Genomic DNA, 19,728 nt, shown 5'->3' with positions numbered 1-19,728 from the left:
GTCTGCACAATGCGTCATGGCAATAGGTCTCGACAATCCCGGCTTCTCTGACGCGCTGGTAGTTCTAGGGGCGGCGGGATTGGTGATCCCGGCCTTCGCCAGATTCAAGATCAGCCCGGTTATCGGCTTCATCCTGGTCGGGCTGTTGGTCGGACCAGCCGGTCTTGGGACCCAGATTGATCGCGCACCCTGGCTTTATTATGTGACGATTTCCGACCCCGAGTTCGTCAGGCCCTTTGCTGAATTCGGAATTATTCTGCTGCTGTTCTCGATCGGGTTGGAGCTGTCGTTCCGGCGCTTATGGGCTATGCGGCGGCTTGTCTTTGGAATCGGGCCGGCCGAATTGCTGGGCTCTGCGCTCATCGTCGGCATTACGCTTCATTATGTCGGGCAAAGCTGGCCTGGTGCAATCGGGCTGGGTCTCGCACTAGCGCTTTCCTCCACCGCGCTCGTCTTGCCACTAGTCGGATCTGTCAGCGCGGTCGGACGGGGCGCCTTCGCCATGCTTTTGTTCGAGGATCTGGCGCTCGTTCCCATCATCTTCGCGCTCGGTGCACTGGCGCCCTCGGCGGGTGAAGGCGGGTGGGTGAACATCGGGATGGTTGCCCTGAGGGGCGGGCTGACCGTGGTGGCGATGTACGTTGCCGGGCGCCTGATCCTGCCGCGATTGTTCGGTCAGGCCGCCCGAACAAAAAGCCCTGAGCTCTTCCTCGCGGCATCCCTGTTGGTGGTGATCGTCGCCAGTGTCGCGACCACTGCGGCCGGCCTCTCGCCCATCGTTGGGGCGCTTCTCGCCGGCTTGCTGATCGCCGAGACCGAATATCATACTGAAGTCGAAGTCATAACGGCGCCGTTCAAGGGGCTGGCTCTGGGCGTTTTTCTGATCACGGTAGGCATGAGCCTAGACCTGCGATTGATCACCCAGAATTGGGATGAGCTTCTGCTTGCGGTGGCAGCGGTGGTCACGATCAAGGCGATCGTCACCTATTTGCTCCTTCGCGTGGCCAACGTGGGTCGTGGTGTCGCTGCAGAGACTGGGCTCCTGATGGGCAGTCCTTCCGAAACGACGCTGATCGTACTTGCGACGGCAGCGCAGGCCCAGCTTATCCAGCTTTCCACGGCGGCGTTCTGGCAAACGGTGACGGCGATTGGCTTGACCATCACACCCCTTCTCGCCTTTGCCGGACGCGTCATTTCACGTCGTATCGAAGGCCGGGGAGAGACGCTCGACGAGCCGCCCCAGGATGGCAAACGGGCGGTAATCATCGGCTTTGGTCGCGTCGGGCAGCTCGTCGCAGAGCTCCTGGCGGTCCACGATCAACCGTACTTGGCCGTAGAGGCCAACATCGATGCGGTGAAGGCCGGGCGCGCGGCCGGCCATCCCATAATATTCGGCGACGTTGTTCGCTCGCAGTTCGTCGACCGGCTGGACCTGCCCAATGCACGCGCGCTCATCCTAACCATGGATGATCCGCCCTTATCTGTTCGACTGGCGCGCAGGATTCGTGCGCTGGCACCCGACCTTCCCATCATCGCCCGGGCCCGTGACGCAGCGCATGCCGCCGAGCTCTATCGTGCTGGCGTAACCGATGCGGTGCCGGAGACGCTCGAAAGCTCGCTCCAATTGTCGGAGGCTGTCCTCGTCGACCTTGGTGTCGCCATCGGACCCGTGATCGCATCGATCCATGAGAAGCGGGATGAGCTGCGGCAATCGATCCGAGAACAGGCGGAGCTCAGCCGGGAGCCGCGCATTCGCCGCCTTCCCCGCTTGTCGGATCTACGGAGCCTCAGCGGATAATAAACCTTTGCCCCGTGATCGCCGCAATCGAGCGGTAGCGGCGCGCCATCATGCAGCCGTCGGACCTTCGTGTCGCGCTCTTCAGCGGCAATTACAACTACACCCGTGATGGCGCCAACCAGGCGCTCAATCTTCTGGTTGGCCACCTGCTCTCGCGGGGCGCTCAGGTGCGCGTCTATTCGCCAACCGTGGACCAACCTGCCTTCCCTCCCACCGGCGATCTCGTCGATGTGCCGGCATTGCCACTGCCGGGTGAACGCGGTGAGTATCGGCTTGCACGGGGCCTTCCGGCCCAGGTGCGACGTGACCTGAAGGCGTTCGCGCCCAATCTGATCCACGTATCTGCGCCTGATATCCTGGGGCATCGCGCGATCAGCTACGCGCGGCGGAACGGAATAGCACGCGTGGCATCGCTCCACACTCGTTTCGAAACGTACCCGCGCTACTATGGTCTTGGCTTCCTTGAGCCGATGGTCGAGCGGCTCCTCACGCGCTTCTACAATCGGGCGGAACGCGTGCTGGTGCCGGGGCTTCTGCTGGGCGAAATCCTGCAAACCTGGGGGGTGCGTACGCCGACTGCCGTTTGGTCGCGCGGTGTTAATCACGATCGCTTCTCCCCTGCCCGCCGTGATCTCGCCTGGCGCCGGCACCTTGGCATCGGCGATGACGAGGTGGCGGTCGGGTTCCTCGGGCGACTGGTCAAGGAAAAGGGTCTCGACATCTTCGCCAATGTCGTCGGCGAGTTACGGCAACGCAATGTGCGCCATCGCGTGCTGGTGATCGGAGAAGGCCCGGCGCGTGATTGGTTTGCGGAGCAGGTTCCGGACGCGGCATTTGCCGGCTTTCAGTCCGGCGATGATCTGGGCCGCGCAGTTGCGTCGATGGACGTCTTCTTCAACCCAAGCGTTACCGAGACCTTTGGCAACGTCACGCTGGAGGCGATGGCTGCCGGGGTTCCTGTTGTTGCGGCGCGTGCATCAGGCGCGGTTGGGCTGGTGGACGAAGGCGAGACCGGTCGGTTAGTCGAGCCGCGCGACGTACCCGGCTATGCGGACGCCATTGCCGAGCTTGTCGCGTCCCGCGATGCCCGGTTGCGGATGGGACGCAACGGAACCACCAAGGCCGCCGGATATCGTTGGGAAATGATCAACGAAGCGGTGCTGTCGGCCTACCTTCAGGTGCTGGAGGAACGAAGCCGCCCCTGAGACGGACAGATGTGACTGCCGTGCGACGAAACGAGGCTTATCGGAGCCAATCCGTTCATCGCTCGTTCCGGGTTTATCATTTAGGCTGAGGTCAGCTTCCGCCGATCTGGCGGGTATCGGAGATGACACAATGAGCATGAACCGTACCGGTCGTAGCCTTTTCCTGGCGGCGGCCGCTTCCGGCGCGTTGCTGGTGGCAGGTTGCGCGACCGAGACGCCGTATCGCCCTGCCACCGGTCAGGGTTTCAATCGTACCGGCTTCAGCGATCAGCGGATCGAGGCCAATCGCTTTCTCGTTACCTTTGCCGGGAACACGGTCACCGATCGTGACACGGTGGAGCGCTATCTCCTTTATCGTGCTGCCGAGCTGACGCTGCAGAACGGCTATGACTATTTCATCACGGTTGATCGCCAGACCGATCGCCAGGCACGTACCTATGCGACGCCGGGCGCTGGCTTCGGCCCGGGTTGGGGCTATGGCGGCTGGGGTGGCTATTGGGGCCCCTCATGGCGCTTCTACGGTCGTCCCTGGGGCGGCTGGGGCGGCTGGGGCCCGTGGGGCGGCGGCTTCAATGACTTCGATGTACGGACAGTTGACCGCTACGAGGCATCGGCCGAGATCGTGATGGGCAAGGGCGCACCGCCAAGTGGCGAGGTGCGAGCTTTCAACGCACGGGATGTCGTCGAACGGCTGGGGCCAACGATCCGTTTGCCCGAGCAGCGCCGCCGCTGACCTGAGATCCACACAAAACAGAAGGGGCTTCGTCACTAAGGTGACGAAGCCCCTTTCGTACCTGCCGGCAGAAATAGCGAGGTGCGGGCGAGATCTGGAAGGGTCCGCCCGCGAGCCAGGCTCAAACCGCGCCGTGGCAGTGCTTGTACTTGCGCCCGGAGCCGCACGGGCACGGCGAATTGCGGCTGACCACGCCCTTCCAGCTCTCCGGGTCCTCGCCAACCTCGACGCCGGTAGGCTGCGGGATCTGCATCGGCGGCACCTGCGTCTGAATTAGGCCCAGCGTGCCCGCATCCACGTCCGCCGAATTGTCCTCACCGGAGAACGGGTCGAAGTGGGTCGTAATGAAGTCCGGAAGATCCGGCAGCGGCGGCGGCGCCTGCAGCTGGAACTGGGCATGCGCGATCGTCTTCGTCACGTCCTCGCGAATGGCATCCAGCATCCGCTGGAACAGCGCGAAGGCTTCCTGCTTGTACTCGTTGATCGGCGTCTTCTGCGCATAGGCACGCAGGTGAACCACCTGACGCAACGCGTCCAGCGTCGCGAGATGCTCCTTCCAATGATGATCGAGGTTCTGGAGCAGGATCGACTTCTCGACCTGAGTCCAGGTTTCCGGCTCAAGCTCTGCCGCCTTGGCCGCCACCATCGCGTCCGCCTCAGCCTGCACACGCTCCGTGATCATTTCCGGATCGACCGCGTCCTCGCCGAGCCAATCGTCGATGCGCGGCGTGAGGTTCAGGATCTCGGCAAGCCTGTCCTTCATCCCCTCAACATCCCACTGCTCCGGATAGGAGCCAACCGGGCACGCATCGCCCACGATCGCATTGACCGTTTCCGCGCGCATGTCGGTTACGACGTCACCGACGGTCTCGGCATCCATGATGTCAGCACGCTGCTCGTAAATGACCTTGCGCTGGTCGTTCATCACGTCGTCATATTCGACGACCTGCTTGCGGATGTCGTAGTTGCGCGCCTCGACCTTCTTCTGCGCTGTCTCGATTGCCTTCGTCAGCCACTTGCTGCCGATCGCCTCGCCGTCCTCGATATTGCTGCGCATCATGCGCGCGAATAGCGTGTCGGGTCCGAAGATACGCAGCAGATCGTCGTCCAGGCTGAGATAGAAGCGGCTGAGGCCGGGATCGCCCTGCCGGCCCGAACGACCGCGCAGCTGATTGTCGATACGCCGACTTTCGTGACGCTCTGTACCTAGCACGAAGAGGCCGCCCGCTTCCAGCACCTTCGCCTTTTCAGCCGCGATTTCCGCCCGGATCTGTTCTATTGCGGCGTCACGGTCCGGCCCCTCCGGCATGCCAGCGAGTTCGTCCTCCACGCGGAATTCCAGGTTACCGCCGAGCTGAATGTCGGTACCGCGGCCGGCCATGTTGGTCGCGATCGTCACCGCGCCCAGTCGGCCCGCCTGCGCGACGATGTGCGCTTCCTGTTCGTGGTACCGGGCATTCAGGACGGAATGGTCAACGCCTTCCTGCTTCAGGAACTCGCTGAGCATCTCCGACTTCTCGATCGACACGGTGCCGACGAGAACCGGCTGCCCCTTCTCTGCATGCTGGCGGATCCGCTTGGCGATGGCGCGGAACTTGTCGTGCGTGTCCTTGTAGAACTCATCTTCTTCGTCGACGCGGCGAATGGGATTGTTCGTCGGGATGGTGACGACGTTCATCTTGTAGATGTCGAAGAACTCGGCAGCTTCGGTGGCCGCCGTGCCGGTCATGCCGGCAAGCTTCGGGTACATGCGGAAATAGTTCTGGAAGGTGATCGAGGCCATGGTCTGGTTCTCAGGCTCGATCTGGACCCCCTCCTTCGCCTCGACCGCTTGGTGCAGGCCATCGGACCAGCGGCGCCCGTCCATCATGCGGCCGGTGAATTCATCGATGATGATCACCTTCCCGTCCTTGACGATATAGTCGATGTCCCGCTTGAACATGACGTTCGCACGAAGCGACTGGTTCAGGTGGTGCACCACCTGCGTATTTTCGAAGTCGTAGAGGTTCGCGCCCTCTAGAAGACCGGCCGCCTCCAGCAATCGCTCGACCCGCTCGGTGCCTTCTTCCGTCAGAACGATCGTCTTTTGCTTCTCGTCCTTTTCGTAATCGTCCGGCGTGATCTGCTTCACCACGGCATCAACCGCGATGTACAGTTCGCTTTTGTCGTCCGTCGGGCCCGAGATGATCAGCGGCGTGCGGGCTTCGTCGATCAGCACCGAGTCGACCTCGTCGACGATGGCCATGGCGAACGGCCGCTGCACCATCGACGCGCGATCATATTTCATGTTGTCGCGCAGGTAATCGAAGCCGAACTCATTGTTCGTGCCGTAGGTGATATCGGCAGCATAGGCGGCACGGCGTTCATCATCCGAAAGGTTCGGAACGATCACGCCCACCGTGAGGCCAAGGAAGCGATAGACACGTCCCATCCAGTCCGCGTCACGCGCGGCGAGATAGTCGTTGACGGTGATGACGTGAACGCCCTTTCCTGGCAGCGCATTCAGATAGGTCGCGAGCGTCGCCACCAGCGTCTTGCCCTCACCCGTGCGCATTTCGGCGATCTCGCCGCGATGAAGCACGATGCCGCCGATCATCTGCACATCATAGTGGCGCTGACCAAGAACGCGCTTCGCAGCTTCTCGGACGGTCGCAAAGGCCTCGGGCAGCAGACTGTCGAGCGTTTCGCCGTTCGCCAGGCGCTCGCGAAAGAGCGCCGTCTGGTTGGCGAGCGTCGCATCATCCATCGCCTGCAGCGTCGGTTCGAACGACGCAATCTTGGCGAGAAGGGGATTGAGTGAGCGCACGTAGCGATCGTTGGACGAACCGAAGAGCGATTTGGCGATGCTGCCGAACATGGGTCTGTTCCTGATATCATAGCGGCGCGACGGCCACGAAGGCGCGCGCAGAGAAAAGCGATTGCGGTCCGGCTGACCGGACGACGCGCTGGCTTATTCGCGCCGGCGGCCCGCAAAGACCGGCTCGCCCGGGGCAAGAACAAGGGGCTCTCCGCCCGTCAGCCTCGCCGCCTCGGCAAGCGTGATCGATGCCGCGAGCGGACGCCAAGTGGCGACGCGCGTTGCGGTGGCGGTGCGTGCAACCGCAATCGAGCCCTCAGCCACCGCACGTGCTTGCTCCTGCGCACGCGCACTGTTGCTTACGCCGGTGAGCGCAGACAGCAACGCAGAGAGAAGCAGCAGGATGTTCACGCGCCGGGACATAGGGTGGCATAACGATGTGGCCAACCCAAAATTCGCGCTGCGCCGTCCGAGACCGGCGGCGATTTCGTAGAGGGCAGGCGAACACGGGCGGTGCACGGCGTTCGTTAGCGGTCGCGACTGCCGCCGCTGCAGCGCCGATCGCGCGAGATCGGGAACATCCGTGATGACTCTTTTCCCCGATCGCGGCATGGCGCAGGAATGTCTTACGCCGTCTCTCCGCTCGCCCTGCCCTTCCCTGAGTTGCCCGTGATCGCAGGTGCCATCCCGCATGTTGCGCGCGCCCAATACAAGACATGGGATCGCTGCGACCTCACCTTTGTCGCGCTGGAGCCAGGAACGGCGGTGGCTGGGGTAGTGACACAGTCGAGATGTCCGTCACCGGAGGTGGAATGGTGTCGCAACGCCCTGGTCCTCGGTGAAGCGCGGGCGCTGGTGGTGAACGCCGGAAATTCCAACGCCTTCACCGGCGGGCGCGGCCGCGCGGCGGTCGAGGCAATTGCCGCGCGCACGGCCGCGCATCTGAATTGCAAACCGTCCGACGTTTTCGTCGCCTCGACGGGCGTCATCGGCGTTCCCCTGCCAATCGACAAGGCTGAGGCTGGGCTCGACGCTGCCTTTGCAAGCCAGCCGTGCAGTTGGCGTGACGTCGCGGAAGCGATCGGGACGACAGACACCTTCACGAAGGGAGCGACGACGACGGCGATCGTCGACGGCAAGACGGTAACACTGGTCGGCGTGATCAAGGGATCGGGGATGATCGCGCCGGACATGGCGACCATGCTGGGGTTCATCTTTACCGACGCAGCGGTCGATGCCGCGTTCCTGCAGGCCGCGCTTTCCGACGCAAATGCCCGCACCTTTTCCTGCATCACCGTCGATGGCGACACGTCCACCAGCGACACCGTGCTGGCTTTTGCGACCGGTCGCGCGAAGAACGCGCCTTTGACGGGTGATGAGAGTGCCGGCGCCGACGCATTCCGCGCGGCGCTGGCGGACCTGTGCCACCAACTGGCGCATCTGGTCGTGCGCGATGGCGAGGGCGCAACCAAGCTGATCGAGATAACCGTAGAGGGAGCAGAGAGTGACCGCTCAGCCCACCGCATCGCCATGTCGATCGCCAACTCTCCGCTGGTAAAGACCGCGATCGCCGGGGAGGACGCCAATTGGGGTCGTGTGGTGATGGCGGTTGGCAAGGCTGGCGAACCAGCGGAACGCGACCGTCTGTCGATCCGCTTCGGCGCGACGCAGGTCGCAAAGGACGGGCTGGCGGTCGAGGGTTACGACGAAACCCCGGTGGCGGCTCACCTGAAGGGCCGTGAAGTCACCATCGGCGTCGAACTAGGTCTTGGCGAGGGCCGCGCGACCGTCTGGACGTGCGATCTGACCCACGGATACATCTCCATCAACGCTGACTATCGCAGCTAGGAGATCAAGGCGGCGACGGCCTCTGTGAGGGATCGTCGCCGCCAGTTGAGTATCAGGCGAGCTCACCCTCGAGCCAGGCCTTGATCCGGCCCTTCGGCTCCGCACCGACCTTGGTGGCCGCAGGGTTGCCGCCCTTGAACAGGATCATCGTGGGAATACCGCGCACGCCGTAGCGGCCCGGTGCGTCTGGGTTTTCGTCGATGTTGATCTTCGCGATCGTGACCTGCTCACCAAGCTCCTCGGAAATCTCCTCCAGGCTCGGGCCGATCATCTTGCACGGGCCGCACCACTCCGCCCAGAAATCGACCAGCACCGGCTTGTCCGACTGGATGACATCGGCGTGGAAGCTGTCGTCCGTGATCTTCTTCGTGGCCATGCTTCAAATCTCCTTTGCGCTCCATTTAGGGGTGCGCAGCCGGACACTCAACGACCCGTGATGAAGCTTTGCTCCGCTCCCGAATAGCCCGGCTTGTGTCGGGCCAGCAGCTCTGGCGGCAAGGTGATGATGCGTGGCCCTGCGGTATAGAGCAGCCCGGCCTCGATCGCGCGCCCGGGAAAGATGACGGCGAGTGCCGCGGCATAGGCCGCCTGTTGTCGGATGTGATAGATCGGCACATCTTCAATACGTTCGGGCGCCACTCGCCCCGTCTTGAAGTCGACGACCTGCACGCGATCAGGGGTGATCAGCAGCCGGTCGACGGTTCCCGCGATCACCAGGCCGCCCTCAACCACCGCGCTGATCGGCGCCTCACCTAGTGAACACGGGCCAAACAGCGCGGCAAAGCGATCATCTGACAGGATACCGCAGACCAGCTGGGTGAGGTGCTGGCGTTCTGCAGGATCCTCCATCCCGCCCACTTGCCGCAGCCAGCGACTGGCGGCGTCTTCTCGCTCCGCCTCCGCCACGCCGGGCAGGCGTTCGAACAGGCCATGGATCAGCCGGCCCCGTTCGGCAGCGGCACGCATTGCCGGCGTGGGCGGTGGATCCGCGACCTCGTCTTCACCGATCGAGGAGGGTGCAAGCGGCCGCGGGGGCCTCGCCTCTGGCGGTGCTACCTCCCGTGCCCAGCCTGGTAGCGGAGTCGATTCGGCCATTTTTCGTATGGTGCTGGCCTTGGACGCAACGGGCGCCGCGGGCGGATCGCCACGGAATATGAGTGCCGCGCGTTCGCCTGCGTCGTCGGCTGCCACGCCGAGCGCGTCGAGCGCGCGGGCGGCGGCGCGATGCCAGCTCTGCTCAGGCGCGCCGCTGTTGCGGTACTTGGGGCCCAGCGAGCCGGTGATGACCAGCCGCTCCTCCGCGCGGGTCGCGGCGACATAGAAAAGGCGCCAATGCTCCTGCCGCTCGCGCAGCGCCGCCGCGGCCGCGAGCTCCGCGATCGGCCCCGCCCGCTCCGCCATGCGTGGCGGGAGCACGGGGATCGCGCCGTCAGCGCCATCCGGGGTCCACATCAGGTTGCCGCCGCGCGTGGAATCGGGATCAGCAGCGGCGTCGGCCAGGATCACGACAGGCGCCTGCAGCCCCTTGGCACCATGCGCGGTCATTACCCGCACCGCGTTGAGGACCCCTTCCGCCTCGCGCTTCACCTCCACCTCGCCGCGATCGAACCAGTCGAGGAAACGCTGAAGCGATGGGGTGGCGGTTGTTTCGAATTCCAGCGCCGCGCTCAGCAATTCCTCGATCGGGTCGCGCGCTTCTTCGCCGAGGCGGGCAAGCAGCCGCTGCCGTCCGCCGAGCTGGCCGGAGAGCAGTTCCTCCAGGAAACGATAAGGTGTCGTGAAGTCGGCTCGGGCCAGCATCGCGTCGAGTGGTGCCAGCAATTCGCGATGATGTTCCGACAGGTGGCGCCACAGACTGCCCGATCGCGGCACCGCGCGCGCGAGCAGCTCCTCCTGCGTCCATCCGATCAGCGGTGACACGAGCAGGCTGGCGAGGCTGAGGTCATCGTCCGGCTGCAGAACGAAACGGACGGCGGCAAGCAGGTCCTGCACCGCGAGCGGCGCGTTCAATCGCAGCCGATCGACACCGGCGACGGGCACCCCTTCGGCATATAGGCGCGCCACGATCAGCTGGGCGATCTCTCCGCGCCGTTTGACCAGCACCATGATGTCCTCTGGCCGGATCGGACGCCCCTTGCTTTCCAGCATCACGCCCCGGTCGATCCAGTCGCGGATCTGCCGCGCGATCCGGGCGGCGTTGCGGCGGACCGCATCGTCGATCCAGTCCTCCGGCCCATCATCTTCCACCTCGCCCGACACGATCGGCGGCCAAAGCTCCACGATGCCGGGCCCCGGCACCTCACTGGCATGTTCGCGAAGTTCGACGCCTGGCCCGAGCGCATCAGGCTCAAGCGCGGCGATGGCCGCGTCGACGAACTGCAGGATGGGACGGGTCGAGCGGAAGGAGGAAACGAGCGACAGGCGCTCGAACGGGAGGCCGCGCTCATCATCCGGCATGCGATCGTCGCCGCGCACCTCGGCAGCCTTGCGCGAAAAATGCATTTCGGCCGCGCGGAAGTTGATTGGGTCAGTGCCCTGGAAGCCGAAGATCGCCTGCTTGTGGTCGCCCACCGTGAACAGCGTGCGGACCGAGGGCGCATAGACGCCGCGGCCGACGAAATATTCGTCGACCAGCGCACGCACGATGCGCCATTGCGCGACGTTGGTATCCTGAGCCTCGTCGATCAGCACGTGCTCCGTCGTCTGATCGAGCTTGAAGCGAACCCATTCACCGATGCCAGGCTGATCAAGAAGGCCGATCGTGGCAGCGATCAGATCATCAAAATCGACGAGCCCGCCGCGACGCTTTGCCGCCGTATACGCGCGCGCATAGTCCCGCCCGACCGTCAGCCCCTCGGCGAGCAGATCGGCATAAGCGGCGCGAACCCTGAGGCTGAGCAGCTCCGAACATTGCCCGTGCAGGCGGGATGCGAGATCGGCATAGGCGGGATCAGGCGGCGCCTGCCCCTTGCCGAACGATCGAGGGTCCCCGTCGGCCTTGGCCCATGTGAGGTGAAGCTGATCGAGCGTTTGCGCCCGTTGTTCACTGCCCGCGGCGAGCCAAAGAGCGATTGCCTCTGCGCGGGCCAGCCCACTCTTCGTTCCCCAGGCCGCGTTCAGCCGACCGACCGCCTCGATCGCCGCGCGATCGATCGCATCGTCCCCGCAGGCAGAGCGGATGTGCTCTTCTATATCGCCAGCCGGCAGGTCCAGCTCGCGGCGGAGCCACGGTTGAATGCCGCTGGGGAGCTGCTCCAGCGCGCTTGCCGCCCGCGCGCAATCATTCAGGAATTGTTCGGCACCCGCCTCGCCCAGCCGAAGGCTGAGCTTTCCGATCGCCTCTACCGGGCCAGCGCGCCCTTCCCGCTCCGCCTGCACCAGCAGTTCGGCGAGGGTGGCGCGGGCAAGCACGCCTTCTTCGCGCGCCTCCATCGGGCGAAAGCCGGGCACCAGTCCCGCCTCGGTCGGGAAGGCGGCAAGCAGGCTCTGGCAGAAACCGTGGATCGTCTGGATACGCAGTCCACCGCCCGGCGCATCGAGCACCTTGGCGAACAACGTGCGGGCGCGGTCGCGCTGAGCCGGATCGGCTGCCTCGCCAAGCGCCTGGAGATCGGCGAACAGGTCACGGTCCTTCATCCGGACCCAAGCGGCCAATCGCTGGCTGACGCGCGCTGCCATCTCGGCCGCGCCGGCCTTGGTAAAGGTCAGGCACAGGATGGCGGCAGGATCAACGCCCCGGAGCAGCAGCCGGAAGACGCGGGCGGACAACACCTGCGTCTTGCCCGTGCCGGCGGAGGCCGACAGCCACACGTGCGCATCGGGTGCGCTCGCCCGGCGCTGCTCACCGCGCAACGGCGGGAGCGGACGGATGCCCGAGGCGCTACTGGTCACGGCCGTACCATTCGTCGCGACGCATCAGCTGATCATATTCCGTATAGGGCGCATATTCGGGGTGGAGCTTTGCCTTGAACGGCTCGTCGCCCAACAGCCAGAGTTTCGCCGCCTCGGTGAATTCGTCCCGTGCCCGGCCGACGAATTCCGATGTGACGACACGATCGCCCTTTCCGACGGGATCGACCGGGCTCGTCACGCTGCCGAAGCTGTCGCGGTAGCGGGCCAGCGACCAATATTCGAAGGCGCCCGCCGTGCCGCTGATCCCCGGGAAGCCGCCGTCCTCGGCGATCGCGCCGAGTAATCCGAGTTGCATCGAAAATCCCGCGCGAACCGCGGAGGCCGACGGCGCCTTGCCTGTCTTGTAGTCGACGATCGCGAGCGTGCCGTCACCGAGACGGTCAATGCGATCGAAGCGGCCGGAAAGCTCGATCCCGGCGATGGTGGTCCCGCCCTTCCCCTCCGCGGCCAGCACCGTTCGACCACTCGCCTGCTCGGCCGCCATGCGCTGCGCGATCCATTCGACCGCAGCGAGGAGGCGCGGCTGCCACAAGGCGCGTAGCAACGGGTGCGTCGTCGGATCGGCCAGCATCTCGATCGCGCGCGGCGCCAGAAGGTCGACGTGGCAGGCGTCGTCACGCGCCCACGCCTCCAGAATGGCGTGAACCGCAGTCCCGCGCCAGGCGGCGGTGGGATCGGCATCGACCGGGTCCAGCATACGCAGGCGGAGGATCTGCTGCGCGTAGAAGGCGAAAGGATCGGCCTTCAGACGGTCCACTTGCGTGACGGACATGGCGGTGGGCCGGAGCCGCCGCGGCGGGCAAGGCGCAGGCCGCTCCGCCGGCTGCGGCGTGCCGCCGTCATCGATCGCCCGTGTCCATTGTTCCAGCGCGACATCGCGCGCTCGATCAAATTCGTCGCCCGCCATTGCGGCGAGGCGAAGCCACAAGCGCGAGGGGATCGCAGGAGAACGCGCGTCACGACGAGCGCGGGTGATCAGCACCTCGCGGGCGCCCAGCGCCTGGCCGAAATCGTGCGCCGCGACGCCGATCGCCCGTTCCAGACCGGGAAGCCCAAGCATCGCGCGAATGCGGGGCGCCAGCCAGGGATCGGGTGCCGCTGCCCCTGGCCAAACGCCCTCGTTAAGGCCGCCGAGGATCATGAGGTCGGCCGATTGCAGTCGCGCCTCGATGAGGCCGTAGATCGCAACGCGGGCATGCCCCCCCTGCGGACGCACAGCGACCTGGTCCATGAGGAGGCGCAGCAAGGGGCCGAGACCGGTTGCCGCCACGTTGGATGGGCCGCGATCCGCTTCCGCCTCAAGTTCCGCCAGAAGATCGGCGGCGGCGCGCCCGGCGGGGCCACGCCACGCTTCGTCACCAGCGAGTGCCGTTGCCGCATCGCGCAGCGCCGCGATCAGCGTGCCAAGCGAAAGCCGGCTGTTATCGAACGCCTCGGCGAGCGGCCCGAGCAGGCCGCGTAGCTCGTGCCACCACGCATCGGCAGTCTCGCCGAGATGCCCCTCCATGCCGGCGAGCCCCGGTGCTGGCCGTGGTCCGCGCAAGCGGCGGTCGAGCCGGCGCACGCTCTCCAGCCAACGGCCACGCTGCTCACCCGCACGGACCAGCGGGTGCTTCAGCAGGGTCAGCAGGGCGAGTGGCGCGAACCCTTCGGCGGCGGCCTCCACGATGGCGATCAGCAAGGTGCCGGGCGGGAGGATCGACAGGGGGCGACCGGCGCTGTCGTCGACCGCGATATTCCAGCGGGCGCAGTGTGCCGACACCCGGCGCGCGAGGGCGCGGTCGGGGGTGACGAGTGCGGCGGTACGTTCCGGAACCTCAAGCGCCTGACGCAGGGCGAGCGCGATCGCCTGCGCCTCCTCTGCCGGCGTGGCGAGTTCGGCGATGCGGACGCCGGCGAGCTGGCGTTGCTGGGGCCTGAGCTCCGTCCAGCGGGCGGTATATTCGGCCGGCGCGAGGGCGGTCGCGATCGTCCGGCCGCGTGCCGCCGAGGCGTCGTGATCGCTGCCATCGGCCCACAGGGCAACATCGTCGCGCGCCATGCCCATGCGGGCGAGCAGCTGCTTCAGATGGAATTGGGGGTGCACCTCTATGGCGCGTTCGGACCGTTTCGTGATCGGATCGGCCTCATGCGGGCCCAAGGCGGCCCATTCGTCGTCGGGCATGGCCCGATCCAGTCCAGCGAGCACGACGAGGCCGCGATCCATCACCGCGACGCGCCCCATCATCGCCGCAACGGAGGGGGCCGCATCGGTAATGCCGGCGGCGCAGACGAACCCGTCGGGCGGTGTGGTGCGCCAGCGATCGGCCAGGCGCCGCAACAGGATCACGCGGCGCGCACTCGCGTCGATGCGGCCGAGACGTTCCAACTCGCGCGGCCAGCGTTCGATCACGACGCGGAAGAGGTCGAGTGCCGCGCGCCAATGGTCGGTGAGCTCGCCGAGATCGAGCGTGGCGAGCCGGGCCGGATCGACTTCCTCGACGATCAACTGGTCGAGCGTTCGGGCAAGTTCTCCGGCGAGGCGGACCGCTTCGGAGGCCTCCAGCGACGGGCGCTCCTCTTGCACCAGCCGCGCCAGGATCATCTGGCGCGCCAGCGGAGTGATCGCCGGGGGCGGCGGATCGGCATCGGCGGGATCGAGCGCAGCGCCGATCGATTCGCCAATGTCGTCCGCCCCGATCGCGACCAGCCGCGGCAGGATCAACGCGCCCCCGCGGGCGCGCACGAAGGCATTGTTGACCGCGAGCTTCGCGCGGTTGTTGGGCAGGAGGATCAGGCCGCGGGCAAGGCCAAGCGGATCATCGCCAAAGCGCCGGACCAGCCCGGCGACCAGCGCATCGGCGAAGGCCCGGTGCGCGGGGATGGTGTAGAGCCGCGGCCGGCGCCGCTCAGCCATTCTCGAGCAATTCCTCCGCCCGGGCGACGGCCCTTGGCGTCCCCACGTCGACCCACAACCCCTGGTGCACCACGCCATAGGCGCGGCCCGCCGCCATCGCGCGTTCCCAGAACACCATGGTGGAGAACGGCGCCTCAGGCGCGACGACGAGGATCGCCGGGTTCAGGATCTGGACGCCGATGAAGACATAAGGCGCGACCCGCCCGGGCTTGCGCCGCGAGATGATCTTGCCCGCGGCATCGATATGGAAATCGCCCTGCCCGCCATGGCAATGCGCACGGGCGAGTGGCACCAGCAGCAGGAGGACATCCATGATCGCCGGGTCCCAGCGATCGGCCATCAGCGACAAGGCGTCGATCGGGCCATCGAGCCAGAAATTGTCGCTGTTGACGACGAAGATCGGATCGTCGCCAAGCAGCGGGCGTGCCTTCATCAGCCCGCCGCCAGTTTCGAGCAGCTGGCCACGCTCATCCGACACTTCGATGTCCAGCCCCTCGATCGTCTCGAGATGCGCCTCCAGCGTGTCGGCCAGATAATGGACGTTGACGACAGCGCGCTTGACCCCGGCGGCGCGTAGATGGTCGAGCGCATGGTCGAGCAGCGGCTTGCCCGCGACGTGGATCAGCGGCTTGGGCCGGGTGGCCGTGAGCGGGCGCATCCGCTTGCCGAGGCCGGCCGCCATGACCATCGCGGTGGTCGGCACCTTGCCGGGAAGACGGGGACGGATGGCGCGCGGCTTGGTCATCGTGCGCTCAGCTGCAGCGGATCGCCGCGGAGCGACGCGGGGATGTTGGCATCGAACCAGGCAGCGACCGGAGCAAGCGCAGGCTGCGCCAGATCACGCTCCAGATAGGTCCAGACGCGCGGGCAGAGCCCCGGATAGCGGGGCTTCCCATCGCGCTTCCACAGGCGGGTGAAGATGCCGATGATCTTCGCATTCCGCTGCGCGCCGAGCACGTGATAGGCGCGCATGAACGCCTCCCCCTCACCGGTCACGTTGCAATAGCGCTCGATCATCGCGTTTTCGAGTTCGGGCGCCACGTCGCGGCGGGCATCCTGCAACAGCGATACAAGATCATAGGCAGGGTGACCGGCCAGCGCGTCCTGGAAGTCGAGCAGGCCGAGCCGGTGCGGATCGCCCACCAGCATCAGGTTTTCGACATGATAGTCGCGCAGCACCGTGACCGGCCGGTCGAAGATCGCATGATCGAACACCGCGTCCCAGGCGGCGGTATAGCCCGCCAGATCGACGTCGAGGCCGAGCGCCGGGCAATACCATTCGACCAGCAGCGCGGCCTCACGATGCAGTTCCGCACGGTCATAAGGACGCCAGTCACCCGCCGGACAACCACGCAGCGCGATGAGCACGTCAACGGCATTCTGGTAGAGGCCCTCGGTCGCGGCGGGATCGCGATCAATCGCCTCGCGCATGCGATTGTCACCGAAATCCTCGAGCAGGACGAGGCCGCGATCATCATCGGAGGCATAGATGGCAGGCGCGCCAAAGCCGTGATCGGTCAACCAGTTAGCCACCGCCAGGAACGGACGCGGATCCTCCTGCGGCGGCGGCGCGTCCATCAGCACGGCGCGGCGCGTGCCGTCCACCACGCGGAAATAGCGGCGAAAGGATGCATCGCCGGCAAGCGGGAGAATTTCCGCGTCTCCCCATCCATTGGCCGCCAGAAACGGGCGGGCATGCGGGGGCGGAATCATATCGAGGGCCATCGCCGCTCCCATGCCGCCGGCGCTTCCCAAGTCAAGCGCCGCGCGCCATCCGGTTCGATGGAAAGCGCGAGGCGAAGCGCGTCGGGCCATGCCGACGGGCCAGCGCGATCGGGCCATTCGACGACCAGCGCACTGTCGTACAGGGCGTCGTCCAGTCCCAATTCTGGCAGTTCCGACGCATCGTCGAGCCGATAGAGGTCGACATGGAGCACCGGCAGCCGCACCTCGGGCACGTCATAGGGCTGAACGATCGCGAAGCTGGGACTGGGGGCCTCACCAGCGAGGCCGAGCGCCGCAAGCAGCCCGCGCGCGATGCTGGTCTTGCCCGCACCGAGCGGCCCGTCGAGCAGCACCACGTCGCCGGGGCGAAGCGCGCTGGCGATCTCTGCGCCGACCGCCTCGCTGTCGGCGGCAGTCGCCAGCCGGCGTTCGCCCTTTGTCATCGTGGAAGCGCCACCGTTACCAGCGAGCCCATGCCCGGTTCGCTCACCAGGGTGATCGTTCCGCCATGCGCCTCGACGAACTGCTTGGCCAAGGGAAGGCCGAGGTCGGGGGTGCGGCCGTTTTCCGTGTTGGCGGCCTGCGCGAAACGGTCAAAGGCGCGGCTGACCGCATCGGCATCGAGCCCGGCGCCATCGTCTGACACGATGATCCGGGCGGTATTCGGGTCGCCCTCCGCATGCAGCAGCACGCGCCCGCCGCTGGTGGTGGCGTTCAGCGCGTGGCGCAGGAGGTGATCCATCGCCTCGCGCAGGCGGCCGGGATCGCCGGTCACCTGTCCGACGCTGGCATCGAGCGCGGTGACGAGTTCGATGGCGCGCAGATCCGCATCGCTGCGCCGCGCCTCCGCCGCGCCGGCCAGCAACGCTGGAAGGTCAACCGCCTCGCGCACCAGCGGTGCCTCTCCCTCCGCCTGCGTCAGGTTCAGCACATCATCGATCAGCAGGCCGAGCCGCTCGACCGACTCCAGGATTGCGCCGACATATTGGGTGCCCTGTTCCGACAGGTCGCCCGCATAGCCCGCATGCAGCATCTCGGCGAAGCCGCTGATCGAGGTAAGCGGGGTGCGCAGCTCGTAACTCATGTTCGCGACAAAGGCTGTTTTAACCTTGTCGGCCGCCTCCAGCGCGGCGGCGCGGTCGCGCAGCGCCTGCTCCGCACGGCGACTGTCGGTGATGTCGAGCATGGTGAACAGTGCATTGCCATCCGGCAGCGGCACCGCCGCAAATTCGTAATGGCGGCCATCCGCAAGGGCAACGCGGCCACCACGCTGCTGGCGATCGGTGGTCGCGGACCGCACCAGATCGGTGACGAGCTTGGCGCGGTTGGGCGTGCGCAGCTTTGGCGCGATCTTTTCCGCCACCGCGTCCACGCGGGGATGGCCGTTGAGGAATTCCTCCTCCAGCTCCCAGAGGGCGCGGAAGCGATTGTTCCACAATTGTAGCCGGCCGTCCGCGGCAAAAACGCCCAGCGCCTCGAAGAGATTGTCGAACGTGGCGGTGCGGACGCGCAGCAAAGTGTCACGCGCGGAGGCGAGCTGCACCTCCTCGGTCCGGTCCTCGAAGATCAGCAACAGCCCGCCGTCGGGCAGCAGCTGCGCGACGACGCGGATGTAGACGCCGTTCGGCAGGTGCCACGTTTCCTCCACGGCGGCGTCGGTGCGGGTGAACCATTCGCGACGCTCAGCCTTCCAGCCCGGAAAGTCACGGACCTCGGGCAGCCTGTTCGCCTCGCGCATCCGCTCGATCACGCGATCGAACTCCGGCCGGTCGGACAGCCATTCGCTGCGCATTGCGAACATGCGGCGGAACGGCTGGTTGCAGAAGACAAGCGAACGATCGCGGCCGAACTGCGCCACGCCGGCGGACAGGCGATCGAGCATCGCGCGCTGCGCATCGGCGAAGCGGCGCTCGCGTGCGCGGGCCTGCTCAAGATCCTCGATGTCGATCGCAAAGCCTGCGACGCCGCCATTGGGCAAGGGCACGTCGTGGAGAAGCATCGACCGGCGCGCGCCGCCGATCGTGGCGGGCAGGACCCGCACCTCCGGCCGCCCGGTCTCGCGCGCGGCGATCGCGCCGGCGAGCGGGCCGCCATGCCCAGAACCCTCGATCAATTCCACGCCGCGCGCGACCACGTCGGCGGCCGCGTTGCCCTCCACACCCTGGACATAAGCGGTGTTGACCATCGCCAGCCGCAGGTCGGGCCCACGATACCACATGGGCATGGGCGCGGCCTCGATCAGGCCGGTCAGCGCCTCGAACGCCTCACGCACCTGCGCCTGCTCATTGGCGAGCCGCTCTACCTCCGCCTGCGCCTCGCTTGCGTCATGGACCCAGAGGACCATGTCCGTGCCCTGGCCATGGGTGGGCGAACGTTCGCCATGCAGGGTGAGCGTGCGGGCGGCGCCGCGGGGGCGAACCTGACGCACGAAGGGGCGCCCCGAGCGTTGCAGGGCGAGCAGATCGGCCATGATCCGTTCGACATCCAGCGGATCAAGGCCACCGCCAGCGGAGCTCAGCCCGTCAAGGTCGGTCGCCGGCTGGACGAGGCCGAACAGGTCGGCGACGCGGGGCGGCATGTCGAGGCGCAGGTCCGACCGCACCAGGATCGGCTGCATCGGCGCATGGGCCAGCAGCGCTCGGGCGGCCAGCCACTGTTCACGCTCCCGCGAGGCGGCACCGCTCAGCCGAAGCCCATGGTAGAGCGCTGCGGAAGCGCCGGCGACCAGCAGCAGCAGGATCAGGCCCGCAACGATCAGCATGGGAGTGGTCAAGGAAATCGGCGTGTCCGTTCGGTCGTTCCTCTTTCTACGCG

The 19,728-nt window shown here is 66.2% G+C and carries 13 protein-coding genes; 4 read left to right on the top strand and 9 right to left on the bottom strand.

The genetic code is table 11. From position 1 onward, the window contains the following. Positions 1 to 16 precede the first annotated feature (16 nt). The 3 genes from ACH0BU_RS03550 (at position 17) to ACH0BU_RS03540 (ending at position 3,736) form a co-directional block, all read left to right on the top strand. Positions 17 to 1,798 carry a cation:proton antiporter domain-containing protein gene (locus ACH0BU_RS03550; RefSeq protein ID WP_500263774.1) on the top strand — a complete coding sequence of 594 codons (1,782 nt, stop codon included), beginning with the start codon at positions 17 to 19 and terminating at the stop codon, positions 1,796 to 1,798. A 50-nt stretch (positions 1,799 to 1,848) separates the two neighbouring features. Next, the gene (locus ACH0BU_RS03545; RefSeq protein WP_046410540.1) at positions 1,849 to 3,003 is read left to right on the top strand and encodes a glycosyltransferase family 4 protein; all 1,155 of its coding nucleotides are present in this window, start codon (positions 1,849 to 1,851) and stop codon (positions 3,001 to 3,003) included. Between the two features lie 130 nt (positions 3,004 to 3,133). Continuing rightward, a complete protein-coding gene (locus tag ACH0BU_RS03540; protein ID WP_186313943.1) occupies positions 3,134 to 3,736 on the top strand; it encodes a CC0125/CC1285 family lipoprotein in 603 nt (200 codons plus the stop codon). A gap of 121 nt (positions 3,737 to 3,857) precedes the next feature. Here the strand turns inward: ACH0BU_RS03540 and secA are convergent, their stop codons facing one another. Both secA and ACH0BU_RS03530 read right to left on the bottom strand, forming a co-directional pair. Beyond that, entirely contained in the window at positions 3,858 to 6,593 is a 2,736-nt protein-coding gene (gene secA / locus ACH0BU_RS03535) for a preprotein translocase subunit SecA (protein ID WP_500263773.1), read from the bottom strand. Between the two features lie 93 nt (positions 6,594 to 6,686). Beyond that, complete coding sequence (locus tag ACH0BU_RS03530; protein WP_314469864.1) at positions 6,687 to 6,944, bottom strand: hypothetical protein; 258 nt, start codon at positions 6,942 to 6,944, stop codon at positions 6,687 to 6,689. Between the two features lie 210 nt (positions 6,945 to 7,154). Here ACH0BU_RS03530 and argJ point away from each other — a divergent pair, with 210 nt between their 5' ends. After that, entirely contained in the window at positions 7,155 to 8,381 is a 1,227-nt protein-coding gene (gene argJ / locus ACH0BU_RS03525) for a bifunctional glutamate N-acetyltransferase/amino-acid acetyltransferase ArgJ (RefSeq protein WP_500263772.1), read from the top strand. Between the two features lie 52 nt (positions 8,382 to 8,433). Here argJ and trxA read toward each other — a convergent pair whose 3' ends face one another. The 7 genes from trxA to ACH0BU_RS03490 are packed head-to-tail and all read right to left on the bottom strand — an operon-like array spanning position 8,434 to position 19,675. After that, on the bottom strand, positions 8,434 to 8,757 hold the full coding sequence (gene trxA / locus ACH0BU_RS03520; RefSeq protein ID WP_046410535.1) for a thioredoxin TrxA: 324 nt from the start codon (positions 8,755 to 8,757) through the stop codon (positions 8,434 to 8,436). Positions 8,758 to 8,804: 47 nt separating this feature from the next. Next, positions 8,805 to 12,272 carry a double-strand break repair helicase AddA gene (gene addA, locus ACH0BU_RS03515; protein WP_500263771.1) on the bottom strand — a complete coding sequence of 1,156 codons (3,468 nt, stop codon included), beginning with the start codon at positions 12,270 to 12,272 and terminating at the stop codon, positions 8,805 to 8,807. Continuing rightward, positions 12,262 to 15,189, bottom strand: coding sequence for a double-strand break repair protein AddB (gene addB / locus ACH0BU_RS03510; protein ID WP_500263770.1), 2,928 nt, complete (start codon positions 15,187 to 15,189; stop codon positions 12,262 to 12,264). Before addB ends, addA begins: the two co-directional genes overlap by 11 nt. Continuing rightward, complete coding sequence (locus ACH0BU_RS03505) at positions 15,182 to 15,934, bottom strand: nucleotidyltransferase family protein (RefSeq protein WP_125944923.1); 753 nt, start codon at positions 15,932 to 15,934, stop codon at positions 15,182 to 15,184. Before ACH0BU_RS03505 ends, addB begins: the two co-directional genes overlap by 8 nt. Beyond that, entirely contained in the window at positions 15,931 to 16,902 is a 972-nt protein-coding gene (locus tag ACH0BU_RS03500) for an aminoglycoside phosphotransferase family protein (RefSeq protein ID WP_211095203.1), read from the bottom strand. Before ACH0BU_RS03500 ends, ACH0BU_RS03505 begins: the two co-directional genes overlap by 4 nt. Further along, positions 16,899 to 17,357, bottom strand: coding sequence for a tRNA (adenosine(37)-N6)-threonylcarbamoyltransferase complex ATPase subunit type 1 TsaE (gene tsaE, locus ACH0BU_RS03495; RefSeq protein WP_136451171.1), 459 nt, complete (start codon positions 17,355 to 17,357; stop codon positions 16,899 to 16,901). The genes ACH0BU_RS03500 and tsaE overlap by 4 nt, the downstream gene beginning before the upstream one ends. Continuing rightward, positions 17,354 to 19,675, bottom strand: coding sequence for a sensor histidine kinase (locus ACH0BU_RS03490; RefSeq protein WP_136451170.1), 2,322 nt, complete (start codon positions 19,673 to 19,675; stop codon positions 17,354 to 17,356). Before ACH0BU_RS03490 ends, tsaE begins: the two co-directional genes overlap by 4 nt. Between the last annotated feature and the right edge of the window lie 53 nt (positions 19,676 to 19,728).

Source organism: Sphingomonas olei (genome assembly GCF_045369765.1).
Taxonomy (GTDB): domain Bacteria; phylum Pseudomonadota; class Alphaproteobacteria; order Sphingomonadales; family Sphingomonadaceae; genus Sphingomonas; species Sphingomonas panaciterrae.
The sequence above is the reverse complement of the archived record's forward strand: the minus strand, read 5'-3'. Positions and strand labels throughout refer to the sequence as shown.

Bases quoted from the DNA above. Each gene is read 5' to 3' on its own strand.
- trxA (WP_046410535.1), bottom strand. From the start codon at position 8,757: ATGGCCACGAAGAAGATCACGGACGACAGCTTCCACGCCGATGTCATC.
- ACH0BU_RS03500 (WP_211095203.1), bottom strand. From the start codon at position 16,902: ATGATTCCGCCCCCGCATGCCCGCCCGTTTCTGGCGGCCAATGGATGG.
- ACH0BU_RS03490 (WP_136451170.1), bottom strand. From the start codon at position 19,675: ATGCTGATCGTTGCGGGCCTGATCCTGCTGCTGCTGGTCGCCGGCGCT.
- addB (WP_500263770.1), bottom strand. From the start codon at position 15,189: ATGGCTGAGCGGCGCCGGCCGCGGCTCTACACCATCCCCGCGCACCGG.
- argJ (WP_500263772.1), top strand. From the start codon at position 7,155: ATGTCTTACGCCGTCTCTCCGCTCGCCCTGCCCTTCCCTGAGTTGCCC.
- tsaE (WP_136451171.1), bottom strand. From the start codon at position 17,357: ATGACAAAGGGCGAACGCCGGCTGGCGACTGCCGCCGACAGCGAGGCG.
- ACH0BU_RS03550 (WP_500263774.1), top strand. From the start codon at position 17: ATGGCAATAGGTCTCGACAATCCCGGCTTCTCTGACGCGCTGGTAGTT.
- ACH0BU_RS03540 (WP_186313943.1), top strand. From the start codon at position 3,134: ATGAGCATGAACCGTACCGGTCGTAGCCTTTTCCTGGCGGCGGCCGCT.
- ACH0BU_RS03545 (WP_046410540.1), top strand. From the start codon at position 1,849: ATGCAGCCGTCGGACCTTCGTGTCGCGCTCTTCAGCGGCAATTACAAC.
- ACH0BU_RS03505 (WP_125944923.1), bottom strand. From the start codon at position 15,934: ATGACCAAGCCGCGCGCCATCCGTCCCCGTCTTCCCGGCAAGGTGCCG.
- secA (WP_500263773.1), bottom strand. From the start codon at position 6,593: ATGTTCGGCAGCATCGCCAAATCGCTCTTCGGTTCGTCCAACGATCGC.